Consider the following 23317-nt stretch of genomic DNA (forward strand, 5'->3'; position numbering starts at 1 on the left):
AGCCCACGCCGCAGCCGTTCCGTGGAAACATGCACGATATCGTCATTCAAGTCCTGGGCGTTGCCGGGCTTCTCGCCCTCGTCAGTTTCCTGCCGCCGCTGGCCGCCCGCTTCCAGGTGCCCTACACGGTGCTGCTGGCCGGCGTCGGCGTGGCGCTGGGTGCAGTGATCCAGACCTTCGCCGGCATGCCGGGCAAGGGACCGTTCCACGACTTCCTCGCGTCTCTGGCGGAGCTGGACGTTTCCTCCGACGTGCTGCTGCACATCTTCCTGCCGATCCTGCTGTTCGAAACCGCTCTGGCGGTCGATGTGCGCCGGCTGTTCGACGATCTGGGACCGATCCTGCTGATGGCGGTGGTGGCGGTGTTCGTCTGCACCTTCGCCGTCGGCTATGCGGTCAATCTGTTCACCCCGATGCCGCTGGTCGCCTGCCTGCTGCTGGGCTCCATCGTCGCCTCCACCGACCCGGCGGCGGTGATCGGCATCTTCCGCGACCTGGGCGCGCCGCGCCGGCTGACCACGCTGGTGGAAGGCGAAAGCCTGCTGAACGACGCAGCGGCCATCGCCCTGTTCACGCTGCTGCTCGACATGCTGACGCGCAAGGCCACCGGCGGGGCCGGGGCGGCGGCGCTGGACTTCCTGCGCGATTTCTCCGGCGGCGTCGTCACCGGCTACATCTGCGGCCGCATCGTCTGCATGCTGGTGGAGCCGGTGCGCAACCAGCCGATGGCGGAGATCACGCTGACGGTGGCGCTGGCCTATCTGTCCTATGTGCTGGCCGAACATTATGTCGGCGCGTCCGGCGTGGTGGCGGTGGTAGCGTCGGCGCTGGTCATCGGATCGGTCGGGCGCACCCGCATCTCCCCCGCCACCTGGGGCGCCATGGAGCATGTCTGGCAGCAGCTGGGCTTCTGGGCCAACTCCCTGATCTTCCTGCTGACCGCCATCCTGGTGCCGCGGCTGATGGCCGACGCCGGCTGGGCGGAGGTCGGGCTGGTGCTGGTCGTCGTGCTGGCCGCCTTCGCCGCCCGCGCGGTGGTGCTGTTCGGGCTGCTGCCGATCCTGTCCTGGGCCGGGCTGGCGCAGAAGGTCAGCAATTCCTACAAGGCGGTGATGCTGTGGGGCGGCATGCGCGGGGCGGTGTCGCTGACGCTGGCCCTGGCGGTGACCGAGAATTTCCGGGTGCCCGACCGGGTGCAGAGCTTCGTTGCGGTGATGGTCACCGGCTTCGTCTTCGTCACCCTGTTCGTCAACGGTACGACGCTGCGCTGGCTGATCCGCCTGCTGAAGCTGGACGAGCTGACGCCGGTCGAGCGCGCCATGCGCAACCGCGCGCTGGCGCTGTCCACCGACAGCATCCGCGACCGCGTCGCCGCGGTGGCCGAGACCTATGAGGTCGACGGAGTCGTCAAGGACGTGATGGTCGCCCGCTATGAGGAGCGGCGGAAGCAGATCGACCAGGACCGCCAGGAGGAGGCTCAGCTGACCGGCGAGGACCGCGTCACCATCGGCCTCGTCATCCTGGTGAACCGCGAGGAGGAACTCTATTACGCCCACTTCTCCGAAGGGGTGGTGTCGCGCGCGGTGATGGAGATGCTGGCCGGCCGCAGCGGCCGGCTGCTCGACGCGGTCAAGAGCCAGGGGCGCAACGGCTATCGCGCCTTCGAGGAGCCCTTCATCGCCTTCTCCCCCTGGATGCGGGCGGCGAGCTGGCTGCAGCGCCGCTTCGGCATCCACCGGCCGCTGGCCCGGCGCCTGTCGATGCGGTTCGAGGTGCTGGTGGCGGTGCGCACCGTGCTGCGCGAGCTGCTGGCCTTCACCCGCGACCGGCTGGCCCGCGTGCTCGGCCAGGAGGTGGCGTTCGAGCTGGAGGGCATGCTGGTCGGCCGGCTCGGCATCGTCGAACAGGCGCTGTCGGCGCTGAAACTGCAATATCCCGACTATGCGGTGGTGCTGCAGAGCCGCTACGTCGGCCGCGCCGCGCTGCGGCTGGAGCATGCCGAATACCGCGCCATGCACGCCGAATCGATCATCAGCCAGGAGGTGCTGACCGATCTGGAACGCGATCTGGAACAGCGCCGCCGCGTGCTGGAACGCTTGCCGAAGCTGGATGTGCGATTCGACGTGGCCGAGTTGGTGCGCCGGGTGCCGCTGTTCGCCGGCCTGCCGTCGGAGCGGGTGGCGACCATCGCCACCCTGCTGCGCGCCCAGCTGGCGCTGCCGGGCGAGACCATCGTGCGCAAGGGCGAGCGCGGCGACGCCATGTTCTTCATCGCGTCGGGTGCCGTGGAGGTGCTGGTGCCGATGCTGGCGGAGCCGGTGAAGCTGGGCACCGGCGACTTCTTCGGCGAGATGGCCCTCTTGTCCCGCCAGCGGCGCAATGCAGACGTGCGGGCGCTGGGCTATTGCCAATTGCTGGTGTTGGATGAGAAGGATTTCCGCCGGCTGGTGCAGAAGGACGCGGATTTGCAGTCCCACATCCAGGCGGTCGCCGAAGCGCGCCGCCAGCCGACCCAGTCGTCTCCGGCCGTTCCGGCGGTAAGCTGACCGGACGGGGAAGGGATTTCAAGGATGAGCGGAACCGCGACGGGCGGCCAACCCTGGCTGCGCCTGATGCCGGGCCTTTTCGTGCTGCTGTGGAGTACCGGCTTCATCGGCGCGAAATACGGCCTGCCTTACGTGGAGCCGCTGACCTTCCTGCTGATCCGGCTGGGGCTGGTCGCCGTGGTGCTGGCGCTGGTGGCGCTGGTCAGCCGCGCGCCCTGGCCCAGGGACTGGCCAACCGCCGGGCGGATCGCGCTGGCCGGGCTGCTGGTCCACGGCGTCTATCTCAGCGGCATCTTCATCGCCATCTCACAGGGCCTGCCGGCAGGGGTGACCGCGCTGGTCGTCGGCATCCAGCCGCTGCTGACCGCAGCATTGTCCGGCCCGCTGCTGGGAGAACGGGTGACCGGACGCCAATGGGCCGGACTGCTGCTGGGCCTTGCCGGCGTCGGGCTGGTGGTGCGGGAGAAGCTGTCCATCGACGCCGCGCATCTGGTCCCGTTCGGCTATGCGCTGGTGGCGCTGGTCGGCATCACGCTGGGCACGCTGTACCAGAAGCGCCATGGCGGCGGCATGGATCTGCGCAGCGGCACCGCCATCCAATACGGCGCCACCGCGCTCGCCCTGGCCGTCGCCGCCCCGCTGACCGAGACGATGCAGGTGCAATGGACCGGGGAGTTCGTCTTCGCCCTGCTGTGGCTGTGCTTCGTGCTGTCGGTCGGCGCCATCTTCCTGCTGTTCGCCCTGATCCGCCGCGGTGCTGCGGCAAAGGTCGCCAGCCTGTTCTACCTGACCCCGCCGGTCACCGCGCTGATCGCCTGGCTCCTGTTCGGCGAGAAGCTGGGCCTCGTGGCATTGGCCGGCATGGCGGTGGCGGTCTGCGGCGTGGCGCTGGTGAACCGGAAGTAGGCGAAGGGGCCGGGTGAGCCGCCGGGCGAAGGCGCCGGCCGCGGTAAGATTTCGCTGGATCGTCCGCCCGCTCAGCAATCTAATATGTCTGACAAATCAATAATCCCCTGGGGAGGGACGCGATGGCGGACGTGTTGGACTTCGGCAGCTTCGACTACATCATCGCGGGCGGCGGCACGGCCGGCTGCGTGCTGGCCAACCGGCTGTCGGCCGATCCGGACGTCTCGGTCCTGCTGCTGGAGGCGGGCGGCAAGGACAGCTGGGTGTGGCTTCACATTCCCGCCGGCTATCTGTTCTGCATCGGCAATCCGCGCACCGACTGGTGTTTCAAGACGGAGGCCGAGCCGGGGCTGAACGGCCGCAGCATCCATTACGCCCGCGGCAAGGTGCTGGGCGGCTGTTCGTCGATCAACGGCATGATCGCCATGCGCGGGCAGGCGCGCGATTACGACGAATGGGCGGCCATCACCGGTGATTCGCGCTGGAGCTGGAAGGAGGTGCTGCCGGTCTTCAAGGGCAGCGAGGATTATTGGCGCGGCGCCGACGAGATGCACGGTGCCGGCGGCGAATGGCGGGTGGAGCGGCAGCGGTTGCGCTGGGACCTGCTCGACCGCTTCGCCGAGGCGGCGCAGCAGGCAGGCATCCCGCGAAACGACGATTTCAACCGCGGCGACAATTTCGGCGTCGGCAGTTTCGAGGTGAACCAGAAGGGCGGCATCCGCTGGAGCGCGGCCAAGGCCTTCCTGCGCCCCGCTCTCGATCGGCCCAACCTGAAGCTCGCCATCGAGGCGGCCATCGACAAGGTGGAGATCGCCGACGGCCGCGTCACCGGCATCCGCTTCACCGTCAAGGGGGAGCCGGCACGGGCAACCTCGAAGATCGAGACGGTGCTGGCGGCAGGCGCCATCGGCAGCCCGGCGATCCTCCAGCGCTCCGGCATCGGCCCGGCGGAGCATCTGAGGAAGCTGGGAATACCCGTGGTGCTGGACGCTCCGGACGTCGGCGCCAACCTGCAGGACCATCTGCAACTGCGCATGATCTACAAGGTCGACGGCATCGTCACGCTGAACAAGCGGGCCGGCAGCCTGTTCGGCAAGGCGATGATGGGGCTGGAGTACGCGCTGTTCCGCAAGGGACCGCTGACCATGGCGCCCAGCCAGCTCGGCGTCTTCGCCAAATCCTCAGCTGAGGTCGCGACCGCCGATCTGGAATACCATGTGCAGCCGCTGTCGCTGGAGAAGTTCGGCGATCCGCTGCACGCTTTCCCGGCCTTCACCGCCAGCGTCTGCGACCTGCGCCCGGCCTCGCGCGGCTGGACCCGCATCACCACCGCCGACCATCGCGAGAATCCGGCCATCGCCCCCTGCTACCTGTCCGATCCGGCCGACAAGGCGAAGGCGGCCAAGGCGCTGGCGCTGACCCGCCGCATCGTGGCGCAGCCGGCGCTGGCCCCCTACCACCCGCAGGAATACAAGCCCGGCCCCAGCTTCCAGACCGAAGAGGAGCTTGCCAAGGCCGCCGGCGACATCGGCACCACCATCTTCCACCCCGTCGGTACCTGCCGGATGGGCGGCAAGGACGACGCCACCGCCGTCACCGATGCGGAGATGCGGGTGCGCGGCGTGCGCGGCTTGCGGGTGATCGACGCCTCGGTGATGCCGACGCTGACCTCCGGCAACACCAATACGCCGACGGTGATGATCGCCGAACGCGGCGCCGCCCTGATGCGGGCCGACCGCCGCGCCACCCTGAAAGGGTAATCCGTCCGAAAAGCGCCGCCGACAGCGCAAAAATTTCGCTCGGCGGCCCAACAATCCGCAATGGGATTTTCCGATCACCCCCAATCCACGGCCAACCCGCAAAATCATTTGCCTGCGAAAGGTGCAGACTTGTCCCCAACGATAGAAATCCGAGGGGACGAGAGATGGACGGCATGCCGAAAGGCCTGCGGGCGGAACGGGCGGAGATCGACCGGAGCTATCGCCTGGACGACCGCTACAGCCGGGCCGAGGGCCAAGTCTATCTGTCCGGCACCCAGGCGCTGGTCAGGCTTCTGCTGCTCCAGGCGGAAAGCGACCGGCGGGCAGGGCTGAACACCGCCGGCTTCGTCAGCGGCTATCGCGGCTCGCCGCTGGGCGGGCTGGATCAGGCGCTGTGGCAGGCCAGCCGGCATCTCGACGCCCATGCCATCAGCTTCGTCCCCGGCGTGAACGAGGATCTGGGCGCCACCGCCGTGATGGGCACCCAGCAGGTCGAATCCTCCGGCGAGGGCACCGTCGATGGCGTGTTCGGCCTGTGGTACGGCAAGGGGCCGGGGGTGGACCGCTCCGGCGACGTGCTGAACCATGCCAACGCCTATGGCAGTTCGCCGCGCGGTGGCGTTCTGGCGGTGGCCGGCGACGACCATGGCTGCGTGTCCTCCAGCATGCCGCACCAGAGCGACCTTGCGATGATCGCGTGGTCGATGCCGGTGCTGAACCCGTCGGGCGTGCGCGAGTTCCTCGATTTCGGCCTGTACGGATACGCGCTGTCGCGCTTTTCCGGCGCCTGGGTCGGGTTCAAGGCGATCTCGGAATCGGTGGAAAGCTCCGCCACCGTGCGGCTGCCGTCGCTCGACCGCGGCTTCCTGCCGGTGGAGTTCGATCCGCCGCCGGGGGGCTTGCATTACCGCTGGCCCGACCTGCCCAGCCTCGCCATCGAGGAACGTCTTGCCGCCAAGGTCGCGGCGGTGAAAGCCTTCGCGCGCGTCAACCGCATCGACCGCACCGTTCTTGGCCGGGGCGGCTGGCTGCGCATCGTTACAACCGGCAAGGCGCATCTCGACCTGATGGAGGCTCTGCGCCTGCTGGGCATCGGCCCGGTGGAGGCGGCGGAGATCGGGTTGTCGGTCCACAAGATCGGCCTGTCCTGGCCGCTGGAACCCGACTTCGCCTTGACCGCCGCCCGCGGTGCCGAGGAGATCCTGGTGGTCGAGGAAAAGGCTCCCGTCGTCGAGGGCCAGTTGAAGGACCTGCTGTTCCACCTGCCGGCCGGCGAGCGTCCGCGCGCCGTGGTCGGCAAGACCGACGAGTTCGGCGCCCATCTCCTGCCCGCCACCGGGGAACTGCGCCCCTGGATCGTCGCCAAGGCCCTGGTGGAGCGCATCCGCCACCGCTTCCCGGAGCGTGACTTCGCCAATCGTCTGGCCGACCTGCTGCCGGCCGAAGCCCCCGCCGCCCCCGCCCTGCCCCGCACCCCCTATTTCTGCTCCGGCTGCCCGCACAGCAGCTCCACCAAGGTGCCGGAGGGCAGCAAGGCGATGGCCGGCATCGGCTGCCATTTCATGGCGTCGTGGATGGACCGCGACACGGTGGGCCTCAGCCAGATGGGCGGCGAGGGCGTCAGCTGGATCGGGCAGTCGCGCTACAGCAAGCGCCCGCACATCTTCCAGAATCTGGGCGAGGGCACCTATTTCCATTCCGGGCTGCTGGCGATCCGGCAGGCGGTGGCCGCCAAGGTCAACATCACCTACAAGATCCTGTTCAACGATGCCGTCGCCATGACCGGCGGCCAGCCGGTCGACGGGCCGATCTCCGTCGACGCCATCACCCGCCAGCTGGCGGCGGAGGGCATCACCCGCATCGCCGTGGTCAGCGACGCGCCGGAGAAGTATGACAGCCGGTCAGGCTTGGCTCCCTTCACCACCGTGCATCACCGTGAGGATCTCGACGCCGTCCAGCGCGAGATGCGCGAGATCCCCGGCGTCACCGCCATCGTCTATGAGCAGACCTGCGCCGCCGAGAAGCGCCGCCGGCGCAAGCGCGGCACCATGGACGACCCGGCCCGCCGCATGGTCATCAACGATCTGGTCTGCGAAGGCTGCGGCGATTGCGGGAAGAAGTCGAACTGCCTGTCGGTGCAGCCAAAGCAGACCGAATTCGGCGTGAAGCGGCAGATCGACCAGTCCAGCTGCAACAAGGATTATTCCTGCGCCGACGGCTTCTGCCCCAGCTTTGTCTCGGTGATGGGCGGATCCTTGCGCAGGCCGAATCCGGACAAGGTCGCCGCCCGCTTCGCCGACGATCTGGCGGCATTGCCGCTGCCGCATTACAGTGCGGCGGAGGATCCGGCTGAAATCCTGATCGTCGGCGTCGGCGGCACCGGCGTCGTCACCGTCGGCGCGGTGCTGGCGATGGCCGCTCATCTGGAGGGCAAGGCGTCCTCCGTGCTCGACTTCATGGGCTTCGCGCAGAAGGGCGGCGCAGTCTACAGCTACCTCCGCGTGGCCGGCGATGCGACGCGGCTCAATCAGGCGCGGATCGACCCGAAGCAGGCGCAGCTGGTGCTGGCTTGCGACACGGTGGTCGCCGCCTCGCCCGACGCGCTGAAGACGGTACGGCTGGGCCGGACGCGGGTGGTGGCGAACGCCCATGTCGCCCCGACCGGCGCCTTCACCCGCGACGGCACCAAACTGCCCGATGCCGGCGGGCTGCTGCGGAGCCTGCGCCGCGCCGCCGGACCCGACCGGGTGGAGGTGGTGGACGCCAACCGGGTGGTCACCGCCCTGTTCGGCGACAGCATCCTCGCCAACGTGTTCCTGATGGGCGTCGCCTTCCAGAAGGGGCTGCTGCCGGTCGGGTTGGAGGCGCTGACCCGCGCCATCGAACTGAACGGCACCGGCGTCGCCGCCAACCTGCGCGCCTTCGCCTTCGGCCGCCTCGCCGCGCACCGGCCGGAGTTGCTGGCGACGCTGGGGGCGGAGGAGGAAGCGCCCGCGACAGATCTCGCTACCATCGTCGAGCGCCGCGCCGCCTTCCTCGCCGACTATCAGGACCGCGCCTATGCCGACCGCTACCGCGCGCTGGTGGAGCGGGCGCGGCAGGCGGAGGCCCGCGTTGCCCCCGGCTCCACCGCCCTGGCCGAAGCGGTGGCGCGCAGCGCCTTCAAGCTGATGGCCTACAAGGACGAGTATGAGGTCGCCCGCCTGCACAGCGACCCGGCCTTCCGCAAAAGCCTGGAGGAGCGCTTCGAAGGCGACTGGAAGCCGCTCTTCCACCTCGCCCCGCCTCTGCTGTCGCGCGACACCAACGGCTATGGCGAGCCGCGCAAGATGGCGCTGGGTGCCTGGATCCTGCCGGTGTTCCGCGGTCTGTCGGCGATGAAGAAGCTGCGCGGCACCGCGCTCGACCCGTTCGGCTACACGGCGGAGCGGAAGATGGAACGCGCCCTGATCGCCCGTTATGAGGCGACGGTGGCGGAGATCGCCGAGCGGCTGTCGGCCGACCGGCTTGCCACCGCGGTGGAGCTGGCGGCCTTGCCGCAGGAAATCCGCGGCTTCGGCCCGGTCAAGCACCGCGCGCTGGAGGCGGTCGAGCCGCGCTGGCGGGCGCTGGAACAGCGGTTGCGGGAGCGGACTGCTCAGGCGGCGTGAGGGAGACGGCGTGAGGCGGCCTCACTTCGCCAGGAAGTGAAGGAAGGGGAAGGCTTCGAAGTCGAAACGGATCAGGGCCGGCGCCCCGCCGCTGCGGACCAGATGGTCGTATGTGCAGTAGGGCGCCGCCTGATCCAGCCCCCAGAAAGCCCGGCCCTCGTCGAAATGCCGGCCGATATAGGCGACGACGAAGTCGAGGTATCGCTGGGCCGCCGGCGTACGGTTGAAGGCCAGGAAGCCGGCGAGGAAATCACGGGTCGGGCCGCGCCCCCGCCGGTCCTGCATCACCGCCACGTCCCACGCCTGCCAATCGGCCATCGCAAGCCCCGGATCGCTGAGCAGCAGCGCATCGACATCGACCTGGATCACCGGCCCGGTGCCCTGCCGCAGAAGCTGCTGCGTCACCGCGAAACGGGCGGAGGCGAAATAGGTCAGCCGCACCGGGTCCGGCAGGGCGGCGAGGTCGATGGTCTCGAAGGAGACGGAGAGCGGGGCGTCGCCGTCGGCGGCCAGCCGCATCAGCTCCGCCTCGGTGTCGTCCGACGGGTTGACGACATGGACATGCAGGGCGCAGGACGGCGCCTTCTCCAGCCGGGTGGCGAGGAAGCCGGCGCCGAAGCGGCGCCAATAGGTCTCGTCGCAGCCCACCAGCAGGATCGGCCGGCCATCGGCGTTAGGCGGGACCGGCATGCGGCGGACGGCGCGCCCAAAGCATGCAGGGGGTTCGGCGGCCAGACCGTCGAAGAAGGCCGGCTCGCCGCGCACCATCGACCACAGCAGCATCTCGAAATCGGCGGAGATGTCCTGCGGCGTCCAATGGCGGGCGTGTTTGCGGAAATAGCGGCTGGCGAGGTCGAGCCGACCCCGGCGATACAGGCGATAGCAGACCACCGACAGGGCGACGCTGTCCCGCGGCTCCGCCATCAGCCGCCGACGCGCCGCGGCGGTGATCCGGTCCAGCATCGCGTCGTCCATCACCCCGGTCTGAATCGCCACCACCGCTGTGCCGAACAGGTTCTTCACGGCATCGGCATGGCCGTCCGCCGCGGCATCGGCGAAGGCGGCGACCGCCTCCCCCAGGGCGATCCGGTCGACGGTCTTTCCGGCGGTGGCGAGCACCGCCGCCATCAGCCGGCTCGCCGCCAGCCGGCACAGGCCCAGCCGGTACCGGCAGTCGGCCCGGCCGGGATAGAGCGCGTCCAACCGCCGGTAACACTCCTCCGCCTCGTCCGTCCGCTCCTGGGCATAGAGGCAATCGCCGAGCCGCAGCAGATAGGCGTCGGACTCGGGCGCCAGCCGCAAGGCCCGGCGCAGCGCGACGGCGGCACCGGCGCCGTCGTCCAGATCGGTCAGGGCGCCGGCCAGATTGCCGAAGGGTTTGACCCACCCCGGATCGATGGCGGTCGCCACCCGGTGATGAGCGGCGGCCCGATCCGCCTGACCCGCCGCCCGCAGCGCCGATCCGAGATTGTCGTGATAGGCGGCGCAGAGGGTATCCCGCCGGATCGCCTCGCCGATCAGCCGCACGGCTTCGGCGGACTGGCCGGACTGGTGATGCAGCACGCCCAGCAGGTGCCACGCATCAGCGACCTCGGGGGCCGTCTGGATGATCTTCCGGTAGATGTCCGCCGCCTCGGCCAGGCGATTGCCCTGGTGCAGCCCGACGGCCATGCGCAGCGCTTCGGATACGGTGGTCATGGCGGGCGGACTTCCGATGTGGGATCTTTCGTCGGAGAGGGGATCTTTGGGCTACATCGCGCCCAGATCCTGCGCCTCCAGCACCGTTTCCGGCAAGGTCAGCGACAGCCCGTCGAAGGGTGCCAGCAAGGCGCGGACGTTGGAGCCGACGCCGCAGGCCCGGTATTCCAGGCGCACCGCCTCGATCCGTTCCGGCAGCATCCGCTTGTGGTCGGTGATCAGCTGCCACGCCAGGACGCAGCTGTTCTCCCCATCCTGGGCGGTGACATAGTCGTAGTCGCCGTAGCGGTTGCGGCGGGCGGCGTCGGCGACCTTGACGGTCATCTCCGGGAACTCGCGCCTGGTCGTCGCCAGCAGCGTTTCCATGGTGTAGAGCGGCACCGGGAAGACGCGCGGCGGCTGGACCAGGGCGCCGAACAGGCTGTCGGGCAGGGTCTGCACGTCGACGGTCAGGCGGTTCTCCCCCGGCAGAACCGTCGGGTTGCCCAGCACGACGATGTAGGATTTGTAGACGGCGCCGGTGTCGCGCATGCGGGCGGCAACGATGGGGAAGTCGCGGCTGTCCGGCATGGTCACCGGCAGCGCAGTCGGCTGCACGCGCCGCCACGGGGTGGGCGCCTGGGTCAGGTTGTCGCGGACCCAGCCGGCGCAGCCGGAGGTCAGCAGCGTCGCCGCCGCCAAAGCAGCCAACAGCGCCGCGCGCTTCCAGCCGGTCCGGGCCATACCGGAAATCGAAGTGTCGGAAATTTGACTCTCGGGCATCAGGGCTCCCTTACCAGTCATGCCCTTACCAGTCATGATAAATGGTCTTCCAGGTGATGCTCACGCCTTCGCGTGATTCCTCGGTGCTCAGCCGGTCGTCTACGGACTTGAACTGGGCATAGGCCTCGTCGAAGCGCATCAGGTTGTAGAGCGCCCAGCCGCGCAGGATCCCGAGGTTCCGCGGCTCCGGCGTCAGCTCCTTGCGGGCGTCGAGCAGGCGCAGCACGTCGTTGTAGCGCTTGTCCTCCAGCGCCCGGTTCGCCTCCGTCGCCATCAGCGACGCGCGGATTTCCGCCTTCTGCGCCGGGGTCATGTTGGCGCGCGGCAGGTCACGGGTCAGGCCGACCGTGTCGCCGGTGGCCAGCCGCGCCACCGCCTGACCATAGGCGTTCTCCTGCGCCAGCGTCGCCTTCTGCGGCAGGCCGGCCGCTGCCGGCGTGCGCGTCGTCCCGGTGGATGCGCCGCCCTTCGCCGGTTCGCGCGCGGCCATCGCCTGCGCCTCGGCGAAGGCGGCCTCGGCCTCCGACGGGCGCTTCATCTCCAGCAGGCACCAGCCGCGCTGCTGCAGAAGGGCGGCGGTCGGACCGCTTTTGGCGATGCTGTTGCGGATGATGCTGAGGCACTCGGCGAAGTCCTGGCGGGCCAGCGCCCGGTCAAGCTCGCTCGGCCCCTGCGGGCCGCTGCGCCCGCCGCCGGCCCCGCGCGGCGGATCCACCGCCTTTAGCGCCTGATCGATCCGGCTCGACTTGCCCTTCCACGGTGCGGCGGCGGCGCGGGCCTGCGCCTTCTCACCCAAGCCGTTGTAGGCCAGCACCAGCCCTTCCGCCGCCTTGTCGGACGGCACCCAGCCGTTGGCCTGCGAGAACCAGCTCTGCGCCTCGGCGAAGTTCTTCTGCTTCTGGAAATACCAGCCGAGCGCGATGGCGCCGTCGGCGTCCTGCTTGTCGCGGACGATGCCCTGGATGCGCGACAGGTCACCCGCCGTCAGCGCGCCGGGCTTGGCATTGCCGAGACGCTCCAGCAGCCGGCCGGTCTCAAGCTCGGCCTCCGCGGTGCGGACGGTGGAGTAATCCTCCCCCTTCGCCGGGTTGGCGGTGGCGCCCAGCGCGGTCAGTTCGCGCAGCTGGTCCGGGCTGAGATAGCGCGACGCCTTGAAGATGGTGTCGCGCCGCTCCTTCGCCTTGGGGCAGGTGCTGACGATGGTCCGGTAGGTGTCGAAGGCGCGGTCGGCCTGCTTCAGCTCGGCATAGGCCTCGGCCAGCCGCCACGCATTGTCCAGCCGGTTGCAGGCCACCGCCTCCGGATGGGCGGCGGCGGCATCGACCACCTCCTGCCAGCGCTTGGTGTCGCTGGCCGAGCGGATGCGGCCGGCGCTTTCGGCGGTGTCGAGTTCCTGCAGAAGCTTGTCCGACGGCTGCCAGGACGGCGACTTGCGCCGCTGCTCGGCGATGGCCGCCCGCGCCTCCGCCACCTTGCCGGCGGACATCAGGTTCCAGAACGGCGTCTCGTCGACGCCCGGGGTGGTCGGCTGCGGCGCGAACAGGTCCTTGGGCGGTTCCCAGCCCGGGTCGAGCGCGCGCAGCCGGGCGATCTCGGCCTCCAGCCGCTCGCCGTCGCCGATGCGGGCGTAATAGCGCAGCGCCGTCTCGTCCACCTTGCCGGCGGCGGGGGCCGAGCCGCTGCCGGGAGCCGGCGCCACCTCCACCTTCACGCCGGGGGCGAGCGCGCGGCCGCCGCCGTTCGACTGCGCCCATGCACCGGTTCCGGCAGCGGCGGTGGCGATGCCGGCGAGAAGAAGGGCCGAAAGAAGGACAGGACGGGTCACGGATCGATCCCCAGGCTTTGCGCCGCCAGCGCGGACAGATGGGCCAAGGTGGTGGAGTAATAGTCTTCGTCAGGCGCCAGCGGCGGCACCGTCACAGGATCACCCGCGCCGGCAAGACGGCAGGCCAAGCGGTAGACCGCCAGCATGCCGACCGATGCCGCCACCTGTGTGGTGGTGCCGCCCGGAAGCGAGACGGTGGCGGGCACCGTCGCGCCGCCGTATTTCGTCGCCAGCGTCGCGAAGGGCCGGAAATAATAGGGATCGCGGTAGCCGTCCCACGCCAGATAGAGCGGCACCCGCACGGCGTCGTAGCCGTACTGTTTCTTGAATCCGTCGGCGATGCCCACCGCCCCGGCGGCATCCAGCGTCATCCAGTCCGGCGGCAGTTGGAACCCGCCGAAGCGCGCCTTCGACAGCAGCACCAGCCCGGCATCCGACAGCTTGCTCCAGCGTTCTCCGCCGGGAAGGGCGGCGAAGGCGCGGATGGCCGGAAAGATCCAGTAGCTGGGGTTGAGGACCAGCGTGTCGCCCTTGCGGAAGCCGTCGCGTCCCGGCAGCAGCACGGTCAGCCCGGCCTGCTCCACCAGCAGGCCGGAGGCCAGCGCCTTGACGATGGCGGCGGCGGCGGTGCGGTAGGCCTCCGCCTGCCAGACCTCGGCGGCGCGCAGCAGCGCCCAGGCGATCAGCATGTCGCCGTCCGACGCGTTGTTGCGATCGGCAACGCCGCCGTCGGGCGTCCAGCGCCAGGCGGCCAGCCCGTCGCCGCGCACCATCAGCACGCGCTGGGTCCAGCCCCACAGCCGGTCGAAGGCGGCGCGGTCACCCGCCGCCACCGCCAGCAGCATGCCGTAGCCCTGCCCTTCGGAATGGCTGATGCCCTTGTTGCCGGTGTCGACGATCCGACCTTCCGGCAGCAGGAAGCGCTCGGCATAGCGGCGCCACGCCGCCGCGTCGAAGGGCGCCGCGCGCAGGTTTCCCGGCAAGGCCGCCGCCAGCCCGAGGGCGGCCGATCCGATCAGCAGGTCGCGCCGCGATGCCGTCATGATCCGCTTCCCTCCCCCACGCTGCTTTCGCCCCCGCTGCGTTCACGATGCCCGCCCTTCAGCAGCAGGCGCATGCTGACCGTCAGCACCACCGCCGTGCCCAGCAGCAGGGCGAACAGGACCTCGATCCGCTGCGACAGGTTGCGGGCCAGAATCAGGATCAGGTTGCCGATGTCAAAGGGATTGAGAATGATCTGGTAGGGGCGCGACGCCTCCAGCGTGGTGACGGCCGGCGCCGCGCTGCTCCACAGCGCCCCGCCGCCGCGCAGCTTGTCCCACTGCTTCTCCCCCTGGCCCGCCTCGCCCAGGCTGCGCATGGCGCGGTCGATGGCGCGCGGGTCCGAAGCGGTCAGCAGGGTCCAGGTCAGCGGATCGTTGCCGGGAGCCCGGTATTGCAGCAGGGCCGCCTCCGGCAGCGTCTCGGCGGTCTCGGTCAGCGCCACGACGTCGACCGGGGCATCCTCCACCGTCCAGTGGTTGATGTAGCGCGCGGCGGCCGCCACCACCCGCCGCGCCCAATCGGGCAGCCAGCCATGTCCGGCGGCCGGTTCCCTGGCGTCGCCGGCCATCCGCTGCCAGCGGTTCGCCGTTCCGCCGTCTGCCGCCATCGCCGACCCCATCAGGCCGATCTGCCCCGACGTCTGCGCCGTTGCTCCCGGCCGTGCCGCACCGGTGCGGGCGGCGTTGCCCGACCAGCCCAGCCGCAGCCGGTCGGCCAAGGCACGGCGGTCGGCCGCCGCCATCGGCTCGCCCCGCGCCTTGGCCTGGGCGATCAGCGATCCCGCCTCCAGCAGTCCGGCCAGACGGTCGGCGGGAAGCGGCGCGGTGGCGAAGACCGCCTGCGGCAGCGCCGCGACCGGGCCGACGATCAGCGCGTTGTCGTTCGGCGCGCCGTCCCAGCCGGTGTAGGGCACCACCGCCATCAGGTCGCCCGCCCTTTGCGCCAGCTTGGCGGTCAGGCTCCAGGCGGCGCCGGACCAGGCGGGATCGCGCCCGACGACCACGAGGTCGAAGGGCGGCGCCGGCTCGCCCCCGGCGACGCCGCCATAGGGGTAGGCGGTGCTGGCGAAGCCGCGCAGGTTGGGCAGGGTGACCAGACGGGCGAAGCCGGGGATCTCGATGCTGGAGCTGTCCAGCAGGGTGAAGGTCGGGCGCCGCACCGCGAAGACGCAGTCGGTGCCGCCGGCCGGCGGCAGTTCCGCCTCCACCTCGATCAGGTTGGGACCGGGGCGGAACAGCGCCATCGCCAGCGGCATCTCGCCATTCTCGATCACGCCGCTGGACCGCTTGTCGACCTCCATGGCGCCGGCCGACTTGCCGTTCACCCGGACGTTCAGCACCGCACCCGGCCCGAGATTGCCTTCGAAGGCGCCATTGACGTGGAACAGGATGGAACGGTCGCTGACCGGGGCGAAGCCGGCCGGCAGCGTCAGGCCGAAATGGCCGGTGTAGCGGTAGCCGCTGTGCTGCACCGTCTGGAAGCCCAGCTCCGACAGGCGATAGCGCCCCTCCGCCTGCACCGGCGCGGGCGGCGGGGCGGCGGGCGCGGGCGCGGGCGCGTCGGCGACGATCATCGCGGTCTGGGTCGGCAGCGGCCGGGTGACGTCGGACAGCCGCATCACCGCCTGATCGACCTCCTGCTGCGTCCGGCCCGACGCGACGGCGACGAAGCCGCCGCCGGTCCCGTCGCCTGCGGCCGGCAGGGGATAGACCGCCAGGAACGGGCCGGTGATGGCGGCGGCGCGCGCTTCCCCCAGGATCGGCGCGATGCGGTCGCGGGTGCCGATCAGGATGTTCTTGCCGCCGGGCAGCGGCAGGCTTTCCAGCGTCGGCGCCGCACCGCCGGCGGGCTTGGCCGGCACCGGCACCGCCACAACGCGCGGGGTCCGGTCGCCCAGCAGCAGGCCATAGGACTGCGCCACCATGGAGCCCCAGCCGAGATGGTCGGCGTCGATCTCGCTGCCGGGATAGAGGATCGCCAGCGGTTCGCGCGCCCGGTCGACGGAGGCCAGCAGCTGGCGCATCATCGCGAGGTCCGGTTCCGGCACGCCGCCGTCCGACAGGAGGGTCAGTGAGGACGCCGCCAGATTGACCCGCGCCCACAGGTCGTAGGTGCCGCGGACCGTGCAGATGGCGCGGTGCTGGGCGCTGGTCTGGAAGACGATCTGGTTCTCGCCGGGACGAATCAGGCTGCCCGGCAGGGTGATGGAGGCGTTGACCGGTCCCCGGAAGGCGGAAAGCGGCAGGTCGGCCACCGGCGAGCCGTTGATGAAGACCGACATCGCCCCCTTCTCGGGCAGGATGTCGATGCCGTTCTCGTAGGTCAGCGCCAGCACGGCGGAGGTCAGCCCGACCACCGGCGGCAGGACGGCGCGCAGGACCACCGTCTCCGTCTCGCCGTTGAGGGTGACGTCCGGCTGGTCGTCGCGCAGGTTCGACAGCGGGATCACCCGCTTGTCAGCCGCCAGCACCGGCGGCGCCCAGCCGATCCACAGGGACAGCAGAGCCAGCAGCATCCAGCCGGCCCGGCGAACACCGGTATGATTGCGCATGCCCGCCATCGCCGTTACGGAGCCTGGAAGGTCACGATACGCCGCAGCGCGCCGGGCAGAGCCAGCAGCACATGCCCCAGCCGCGGCACCACCCGAGTGGCGAAGAAGAGCAACCCGCCGAAGAAGGTCGGCGCGGCCACCCGCTTGCGGTCCAGGAAGATGTCCCAGCCGACGCTGTTGCCGAAGACGAAGCGCGCCATCTCCACGATGTCCTGGCGGTCGCGCGGGGCGAATCCGGCGCCGACCGCCAGCTCGCCGCCGCGCATCTCGATGCGGAAAATGCGCACGCCGGTGGTGGTCGCCGCCTCCGTCTCCGTCGCGGCGATGGTCAGGACCGGCGTGCGGTCGGGCTGGGCCAGCAGATCGCGCCATTGCGGATCGACCACCAGCCCGACGCCGCCGGCCGACACGTCGGCGACCGTCAGGTCGATGCTGGTCCCGTCCTCGAATTTCAGCGCCGCCGGGCGGTCGACGGTGAAACGCTCCTGCCGGCGGACGCGCTTGCGCTCATAGACGACGGCGAGGCCGCCCAGCGCCAGCAGGAAGCTCAGCGAACACCACACCGCCACCGGCACGATGGCGGCGCGGTGTTCCGGGAAGATCGAATAGCGCCAGGCGCAGGCGCCCAGACCGGCGGCCAGCAGCAGCGTGGTGACGATGAAGGGCGTGGCGAGCGGCGAGAAGCCGTCCTCGTCCACCGACTGGCCCTTTGCGGTCACCTTGAACACCGGGTCGCGCGGCCGGATCATCGTCGCCAGCGCCGCGCGGGAGACGTGGAAGGACTGCAGGTATTCGTACAGTTCCGAGAACAGCGGCCAGCGCATCCGCCCGTGCAGAAACTGCGACAGGAAGGCGGCGGCGAAGACGTGCGGAATGACGAAGCAGGCGAAGTCCGGCAGGTTGATGCGGTAGATCTCCAGCCCGAACAGCGCGTAGCACAGCGGCGACAGCAGGAAGATCGGCCGCCAGAACCAGAAGAACCAGTAAAGCATGGTGCTGGTGTAGCAGAGCCGCTGCGACATGGTCAGCCCGCGCTTGAACAGCGGGTTCTTCAGCAGGAACAGCTGGATCATGCCCTGGGTCCAGCGCGAGCGCTGGGCGATGAAGCTGTCGAAGGTTTCCGGCTGCAGCCCGGCGATCAGCGGGCGCGGCAGATAGACGCTGCGCCAGCCGCGCGAATGCAGCTCCAGCGCGGTCTCGCAATCCTCCGTCACCGTGTCGCCGCTGAAGCCGCCGACCTCCTCCAGCGCGGCGCGGCGCAGGATGGCGGCCGACCCGCAGAAGAAGGAGCCGTTCCAGCGGTCGAGCCCTGGCTGGATCGAGTAATAGAACATCTCGTTCTCGCTCGGCATCCGCTCGAAGGTGCCGAGGTTGTATTCGACCGGGTCGGGATTGACGAAGAAATGCGGCGTCTGCACCAGGAACAGGCCGGCGTCCTGCTGGAAGAATCCCACCGTCGCTTTCAGGATGCCGACCGTCGGCACATGGTCGGCATCCAGGATCAGCAGCAGGTCGCCCGACGTCTTGTGAAAGGCGTGGTTGATGTTGCCGGCCTTGGCATGCTCGTTGCGCGGCCGGGTCATGTAGGTGACCTGCAGCCGCTCGCACAGCGCCTGCAACGTCTCGCGCCGCGCCTTGGCGGCTGCGGCCTGTTCCGGGTTGGCGTGGGCCAGCTTCTGGTCGGTGCCGCCGTCGTCCAGCAGATAGACGTGCAGCTTGTCGCGCGGGTAGTCGATGCAGACCGCGGCGGCCAGCGTCGTCTCCAGCAGCTCCGGCTCCTCGTTGTAGGAGGGGATGTAGACGTCGACGCTGGGCCAGAGGGCGGGATCGCCCGTCGGCTCCGACGGTTCGCGGGCGACTGGATCGATGATGACGAACAGCGAGGTCAGGAACAGCACGAAGGACAGCGCCTCGGCCGCGAACAGCGTCACGCCGGGGATGAAGTTCACCAGATCGTCCACCGGCGGCATCGTGCCGGTCAGCCGCCAGAAGAAATAGCGGAAGGTGACGAAGGCCAGCAGCAGCACGGTCAGCGTGCGGGCATGCCAGAAGCGCTGGGCGAAGCGCCCCAGCACGAAGGCCGCCGCAACCACGCCGGCGGAAATGGCGGCACTGGCAAATCTTCCAACGGGCAGGGCCGCCAGCGCAAGAAACAAACCCGCCGACAGCAACAACAGAATCCAGAGCAGAACCGACCGCAGCGAGAACCGGCGACTCTTCAGGCTCGACTGTCGTTTGGCTTGCTGCGCCTTATTGTTCAGAGGGCGAACAACGGTCTTGGCGCCGGACGAAGTTGTCATGCGGATCCGCGGAATGGGGCCATTCCACCTTAGTGGGTGCCCCCTTATGGCTCAAGCTTCGTTACAAATCGTTACTGACTCGTGATAAAGGTTGCTCAAAAGCCATGCTTGTCCGGCCGGGGCCTTCCCGACACCCCTTCCGGCCGTGAGGGACGCCGCCATCGCCCGCCCACAGTGTCACGACTCGGGATGGACACCGGCCCCGACGCGCAAACTGATCCTTTGCGCGGCTGCCTTGCGCGGCGGCTTGGGCTTGGGGGGATGACGCAGCGCGGGAATGCCGCCATGGTGACGGACAATTCGTCCACCCACCGGTTGCAGCACGGGATCCCGACCGCCTCCATGCCCGCCTTCGCCCTTCTGTCCGACGCCTTCGCGGTGCTGGCCCCGGTCTTCCTTGTGGCGGCGCTGGGCTATGGCTGGACCCGTCGAAAGCTTCCCTACGACAGCGCCTTCATCACCACCTTCGCGATCAACGTGTCGTCGCCCTGCCTGGTCTTTTCCGCCCTGACCCGGCTGCACCTGTCGGCCGACGTGATGGGGGAGATGGCGCTGGCGGCGACCGCCTGCATGGCGCTGACCGCGCTGGCGTCGATCCCGGTGCTGCTGGCGAGCGGGCTGTCGCTGCGGGTCTATGTGCCGGCGATGGCCTTTCCCAACGCCGGCAACCTTGGGTTGCCGGTCTGCCTGTTCGCCTTCGGCGAGAACGGCCTCAGCCTTGCCGTGCTGTTCTATGCGGTGATGGCGGTCGGCCAGTTCACGCTGGGGCCGGCGCTGGCCGCCGGGCGGTTCGACCTGGGGCAGATGGCGCGCACGCCGACGATCTACGCGGTGGCGCTGGCGGTGGCGATCCAGCTGGCCGGGCTGCCGCTGCCGGTGTGGATCGGCAACACCACCACGCTGCTGGGCAACTGCGCCGTGCCGCTGATGCTGTTCTCGCTGGGGGTGGCGCTGTCGAAGCTGCGGCTGTCGGGGGCGGTGCGGGCGCTGTCGATGTCGGCCTTCCGGCTGGCTGTGGGCTTCGCCATGGGGCTGCTGGTGGCCTGGGCGCTGGGGCTGACCGGGACGACGCGCGGCGTGGTGCTGGTGCAAAGCTCGATGCCGGTGGCGGTCTTCAACTATCTATGGGCGCTGCGCTACGGCAATTCGCCGGAGGATGTCGCCGGCATGGTGCTGGGGTCCACCGCCATGGCCTTCGTCGGACTGCCGGCGCTTCTGATGATCGTGATGCAGTAGGAAGGGAGGAAGTTCATGGCGAACAGGCAACACCGCTATGCCGTCCGGCTGGGCTGGACCGGCAATCTCGGCACCGGCACCTCTGCCTACAAAGCCTACAGCCGCGACCACGAGCTGACCGCCGGGACCAAGCCGGCCATTCCCGCCACCTCCGATCCGGCCTTCCGCGGCGATCCGGCGCGCTGGAACCCGGAGGAGATGCTGGTCGGCGCCCTGTCCTCATGCCATCAGCTCTGGTACCTGCATCTCTGCTCGGTCGCCGGAATCGTCGTCACCGCCTACAGCGACGATGCCGAGGGGGTGATGGAAGAGGAGGCCGACGGCGCCGGCCAGTTCACCACCGTCGTGCTGCGGCCGCGGGTGACCCTGGCGCCGGGATCGGATGCCGGCAAGGCGCTGGCCCTGCACCATGACGCCGCGCAGAAATGCTTCATCGCCCGCTCCGTCAACTTCCCGGTCCGGCACGAGCCGACGGTGGAGATCGAGGGATGAGCGACGCCCCTCCCCTCTCCGCACTCGATGCCGTCGCCGGCCGGCGCAGCATCCGCGCCTTCCTGCCAACGCCGGTGGAGCGGGAGACGGTGCTGCGCATCCTCGACCTCGCCGCCCGCGCGCCGAGCGGTTCCAACATCCAGCCCTGGAAGGTCCATGCCATCGCCGGGGAGGCGCGCGCCGCCCTGTCGGCGGACCTGCTGGCCGCCCATGAAGCGGGGGAGCCGGAGGTGCCGGAATATCCCTATTACCCGGAGAACTGGCGGGAGCCCTATCTCGGCCGCCGCCGGGCGGTGGGATGGGCGCTCTACGGTTCGATCGGCATCGGCAAGGGCGACCGCGAGCGGATGGCGCGTCAGCATGGCCGCAACTGGCTGTTCTTCGGCGCGCCGGTTGGCCTGTTCTTCTCCATCGACCGCGACATGGGCAAGGGTGCCTGGCTCGATCTCGGCATGTTCATGCAGAATGTCATGATCGTCGCCCGCGGCTTCGGGCTGGAGACCTGCCCGCAGGCGGCCTTCTGCTACCGCCACGCCATCACCGCCCGCCATCTGGGGCTGCCCGACACGGAAATCATCGCCAGCGGCATGGCGCTGGGCTTCGCCAACTGGTCGGCCCCGGAAAACAACTTCCCGACCGAGCGGGAACCGGCCGAGGCGTTCACCCGCTTCACCGGCTTCTGAAAACGTCGCTTCTTAGAGGGTGACGAACCCGCTGGGCGCCGCCGCCGACGGGGCGCAGGGCGACAGCAGCCGGGAGACGAAGGCGGCGGTCTGCACCAGGACGCGCGGCGAGAACGGCTTGGCGATATAGCCGAGCCCGATGCCGCCGGCCTGGGCCTTGCTGGGCGGGTTCCCGGTGGCGAAGACGCACGGAATCCCCAGCGCCTTCAGTTCGCGGGCGACGTCCAGCCCGTTCGATCCGTTGGCCAGCTTGATGTCGACGAAGGCCATGTCGGGCCTCTCCTTCCCGGCCAGGGCGAGGGCGGAGGGCAGATCCTCGGCGATCCCCGTCACCTCGTGGCCGGCGGACTGAAGCGTCAGCGCCACGCCCTCGGCGATCAGAAATTCGTCTTCTATGATCAGTATCTTCATTGTTTTTCTTGTAATTTTTGCACAATGTCCGGAAACGTCACGCCTGGGTTGGCGTTCCCGGCTTCATGGGGAAAGTTAAAAGGAAGCGCGTGCCCGGAGTCAAACGTTCGATCTCCAGCCGCCCCCTTATCTGCCGCGTCAGATTGCGGACCGTGTTGAGCCCGAAGCCACCACCGCTGCTGCTGGCGACCTCGTCGGGCAGGCCGATGCCGTCGTCGGCGACGTCGATGCGGACCTCGTTCCCCTCCACCTCCATGTCCAGCCTGACGGTGCCGGTCCGCCCATCGGGGAAGGCGTGCTTGTAGCTGTTGGTCAGCAGTTCGTTGACGATCAGCGCCACCGGGACCGCGGTGTCGACCGGCGCCGCCAGCGGCGTGCCCACCGCCACACTCATCGCCGGCTCGCCGCCGCCAGCGCCGCTGGACGGGACCGCGTTCTCGGCGATGCTGCGGATCAGGTCCGACAGTTCGACCGTGTCATACACCGCACCGTCGCCGTAGAGGCGGCGATGGACCTCGGCGATCGCCAGCACGCGGCTGCTGCTGTCCAGCAATTCCTGCCGCACCTCCTGGCTGCGATGACGGAGCGCCTGTGTCCGCAGCAGGTTGGCGACGATCTGCAGCGAGTTCTTCACCCGGTGGTTCACCTCGTCCAGCAAGATGCGGTTCTCCTGCAGCGCCAGGGCCAGCGCCTGCCCCTCCGCCCGTTCCGCCTGATAGTCCAGCTCCAGCCGCCGGACGGTCGTGTAGCCGAGCCAGCCGGTGACCGTCACGAACAGCAGCCCATAGGCGATCATCAGCAGTTCGAGGATGGTGGCGTGGCGGCTGCGGCGGGCGAGCAGCATGTCCTCCTCCGCCCGCATGGTGGCGGTCAGGCGGCGAATCTCGGCCATCGTGCTGGCGCCCTTCCCCTCACGGATGGTCGCCAGTGCCTGCTCCAGCCCGCTTTCGGCGGCCTGCCGCAGCACCTCGCCGATCTGGTCCAGCCTTTGGGCGGTCAGGGCACGCAAGGCCTTCAACGTGTCCTGCTGAACCGGGTTGTCGGCGGTCAGCGACCCGACGCTGTCCAACAATCGACGGCTGTGCTCCCTCGCCTCCTCGTAGGCGGCGAGATGACCAGGGTCCCGCAGCAGCAGGTATCCCCGCTCGCCGGATTCCGTGTCCGAGAGAGCGGATTGCAAAGCCTCGACGGCAGAGATCACCTCGCGGGTGTGGTCGACCCAGTCGATGGCGCGCCGATACTCGATGAACACGGTGACAAGCAGCAGGAAGCCGACGAACAGGCCGCCGAGCAGCAATGCCGATACTCTGGCGGCACGGGCGCGCACCATCCGGCGCGCAATGCTGGCATCCGTGTTGATGGACATGGCCCGTTCCCGCTTCACGCCGACGACTGCCCGATCCGTAGCCCGAGCAGTCTGTATCTTCTCGCAGTGGCGGCATTGACGTGAGTC

The 23317-nt window shown here is 69.4% G+C and carries 15 protein-coding genes; 7 read left to right on the top strand and 8 right to left on the bottom strand.

What is annotated here, in order from left to right:
* The first annotated feature begins 29 nt into the window (after positions 1–29).
* The 4 genes from TSH20_RS15270 (at position 30) to TSH20_RS15285 (ending at position 8862) form a co-directional block, all read left to right on the top strand.
* Positions 30–2546 (top strand): cation:proton antiporter, encoded by a 2517-nt coding sequence (locus TSH20_RS15270; protein WP_109075541.1) that lies wholly within the window; start codon positions 30–32, stop codon positions 2544–2546.
* A 24-nt stretch (positions 2547–2570) separates the two neighbouring features.
* On the top strand, positions 2571–3452 hold the full coding sequence (locus tag TSH20_RS15275; protein ID WP_109075542.1) for a DMT family transporter: 882 nt from the start codon (positions 2571–2573) through the stop codon (positions 3450–3452).
* A gap of 122 nt (positions 3453–3574) precedes the next feature.
* A complete protein-coding gene (locus TSH20_RS15280) occupies positions 3575–5212 on the top strand; it encodes a GMC family oxidoreductase N-terminal domain-containing protein (RefSeq protein ID WP_109075543.1) in 1638 nt (545 codons plus the stop codon).
* Positions 5213–5385: 173 nt separating this feature from the next.
* Positions 5386–8862, top strand: coding sequence for an indolepyruvate ferredoxin oxidoreductase family protein (locus TSH20_RS15285; RefSeq protein WP_247871225.1), 3477 nt, complete (start codon positions 5386–5388; stop codon positions 8860–8862).
* Positions 8863–8883: 21 nt separating this feature from the next.
* On the opposite strand, the gene TSH20_RS15290 is transcribed toward TSH20_RS15285, so the two are convergent.
* From TSH20_RS15290 to bcsA, 6 genes are read right to left on the bottom strand one after another with little or no spacing between them, the layout of a single operon-like run.
* Positions 8884–10560, bottom strand: a complete 1677-nt coding sequence (locus tag TSH20_RS15290) for a tetratricopeptide repeat protein (RefSeq protein ID WP_109075545.1) — start codon at positions 10558–10560, stop codon at positions 8884–8886.
* Between the two features lie 51 nt (positions 10561–10611).
* Positions 10612–11322 carry a cellulose biosynthesis protein BcsN gene (bcsN, locus tag TSH20_RS15295; RefSeq protein ID WP_247871224.1) on the bottom strand — a complete coding sequence of 237 codons (711 nt, stop codon included), beginning with the start codon at positions 11320–11322 and terminating at the stop codon, positions 10612–10614.
* 25 nt (positions 11323–11347) lie between these two features.
* Positions 11348–13147, bottom strand: coding sequence for a hypothetical protein (locus tag TSH20_RS15300; RefSeq protein ID WP_109075547.1), 1800 nt, complete (start codon positions 13145–13147; stop codon positions 11348–11350).
* Positions 13144–14190, bottom strand: coding sequence for a glycosyl hydrolase family 8 (locus tag TSH20_RS15305; RefSeq protein WP_109075548.1), 1047 nt, complete (start codon positions 14188–14190; stop codon positions 13144–13146). Before TSH20_RS15305 ends, TSH20_RS15300 begins: the two co-directional genes overlap by 4 nt.
* Positions 14187–16742, bottom strand: coding sequence for a cellulose biosynthesis cyclic di-GMP-binding regulatory protein BcsB (locus TSH20_RS15310; protein ID WP_247871223.1), 2556 nt, complete (start codon positions 16740–16742; stop codon positions 14187–14189). The genes TSH20_RS15305 and TSH20_RS15310 overlap by 4 nt, the downstream gene beginning before the upstream one ends.
* Positions 16743–16756: 14 nt before the next feature.
* Positions 16757–19042, bottom strand: a complete 2286-nt coding sequence (bcsA, locus tag TSH20_RS15315; RefSeq protein WP_109075550.1) for a UDP-forming cellulose synthase catalytic subunit — start codon at positions 19040–19042, stop codon at positions 16757–16759.
* A gap of 285 nt (positions 19043–19327) precedes the next feature.
* On the opposite strand from bcsA, the gene TSH20_RS15320 reads away from it, so the two are divergent.
* From TSH20_RS15320 to TSH20_RS15330, 3 genes are read left to right on the top strand one after another with little or no spacing between them, the layout of a single operon-like run.
* The gene (locus TSH20_RS15320; protein ID WP_247871221.1) at positions 19328–20278 is read left to right on the top strand and encodes an AEC family transporter; all 951 of its coding nucleotides are present in this window, start codon (positions 19328–19330) and stop codon (positions 20276–20278) included.
* Between the two features lie 15 nt (positions 20279–20293).
* Positions 20294–20770, top strand: coding sequence for an OsmC family protein (locus TSH20_RS15325; RefSeq protein ID WP_109075551.1), 477 nt, complete (start codon positions 20294–20296; stop codon positions 20768–20770).
* Positions 20767–21453: a nitroreductase gene (locus tag TSH20_RS15330; RefSeq protein WP_109075552.1), complete on the top strand. Its 687-nt coding sequence runs from the start codon at positions 20767–20769 to the stop codon at positions 21451–21453. Before TSH20_RS15325 ends, TSH20_RS15330 begins: the two co-directional genes overlap by 4 nt.
* Positions 21454–21465: 12 nt before the next feature.
* Here the strand turns inward: TSH20_RS15330 and TSH20_RS15335 are convergent, their stop codons facing one another.
* Positions 21466–21864, bottom strand: a complete 399-nt coding sequence (locus TSH20_RS15335; protein ID WP_109075553.1) for a response regulator — start codon at positions 21862–21864, stop codon at positions 21466–21468.
* Positions 21865–21901: 37 nt separating this feature from the next.
* Positions 21902–23230 (bottom strand): CHASE3 domain-containing protein, encoded by a 1329-nt coding sequence (locus tag TSH20_RS15340; protein ID WP_109075554.1) that lies wholly within the window; start codon positions 23228–23230, stop codon positions 21902–21904.
* Between the last annotated feature and the right edge of the window lie 87 nt (positions 23231–23317).

Origin of the sequence: Azospirillum sp. TSH20 (genome assembly GCF_003115935.1) — a bacterium.
Lineage (GTDB): Bacteria > Pseudomonadota > Alphaproteobacteria > Azospirillales > Azospirillaceae > Azospirillum.

Excerpts from the sequence above, each read along its gene's own strand:
- TSH20_RS15270 (WP_109075541.1), top strand. The coding sequence starts at position 30 with ATGCACGATATCGTCATTCAAGTCCTGGGCGTTGCCGGGCTTCTCGCC.
- TSH20_RS15275 (WP_109075542.1), top strand. The coding sequence starts at position 2,571 with ATGAGCGGAACCGCGACGGGCGGCCAACCCTGGCTGCGCCTGATGCCG.
- TSH20_RS15280 (WP_109075543.1), top strand. The coding sequence starts at position 3,575 with ATGGCGGACGTGTTGGACTTCGGCAGCTTCGACTACATCATCGCGGGC.
- TSH20_RS15285 (WP_247871225.1), top strand. The coding sequence starts at position 5,386 with ATGCCGAAAGGCCTGCGGGCGGAACGGGCGGAGATCGACCGGAGCTAT.
- TSH20_RS15290 (WP_109075545.1), bottom strand. The coding sequence starts at position 10,560 with ATGACCACCGTATCCGAAGCGCTGCGCATGGCCGTCGGGCTGCACCAG.
- bcsN (WP_247871224.1), bottom strand. The coding sequence starts at position 11,322 with ATGCCCGAGAGTCAAATTTCCGACACTTCGATTTCCGGTATGGCCCGG.
- TSH20_RS15305 (WP_109075548.1), bottom strand. The coding sequence starts at position 14,190 with ATGACGGCATCGCGGCGCGACCTGCTGATCGGATCGGCCGCCCTCGGG.
- TSH20_RS15310 (WP_247871223.1), bottom strand. The coding sequence starts at position 16,742 with ATGCGCAATCATACCGGTGTTCGCCGGGCCGGCTGGATGCTGCTGGCT.
- bcsA (WP_109075550.1), bottom strand. The coding sequence starts at position 19,042 with ATGACAACTTCGTCCGGCGCCAAGACCGTTGTTCGCCCTCTGAACAAT.
- TSH20_RS15320 (WP_247871221.1), top strand. The coding sequence starts at position 19,328 with ATGGTGACGGACAATTCGTCCACCCACCGGTTGCAGCACGGGATCCCG.
- TSH20_RS15325 (WP_109075551.1), top strand. The coding sequence starts at position 20,294 with ATGGCGAACAGGCAACACCGCTATGCCGTCCGGCTGGGCTGGACCGGC.
- TSH20_RS15330 (WP_109075552.1), top strand. The coding sequence starts at position 20,767 with ATGAGCGACGCCCCTCCCCTCTCCGCACTCGATGCCGTCGCCGGCCGG.
- TSH20_RS15335 (WP_109075553.1), bottom strand. The coding sequence starts at position 21,864 with ATGAAGATACTGATCATAGAAGACGAATTTCTGATCGCCGAGGGCGTG.
- TSH20_RS15340 (WP_109075554.1), bottom strand. The coding sequence starts at position 23,230 with ATGTCCATCAACACGGATGCCAGCATTGCGCGCCGGATGGTGCGCGCC.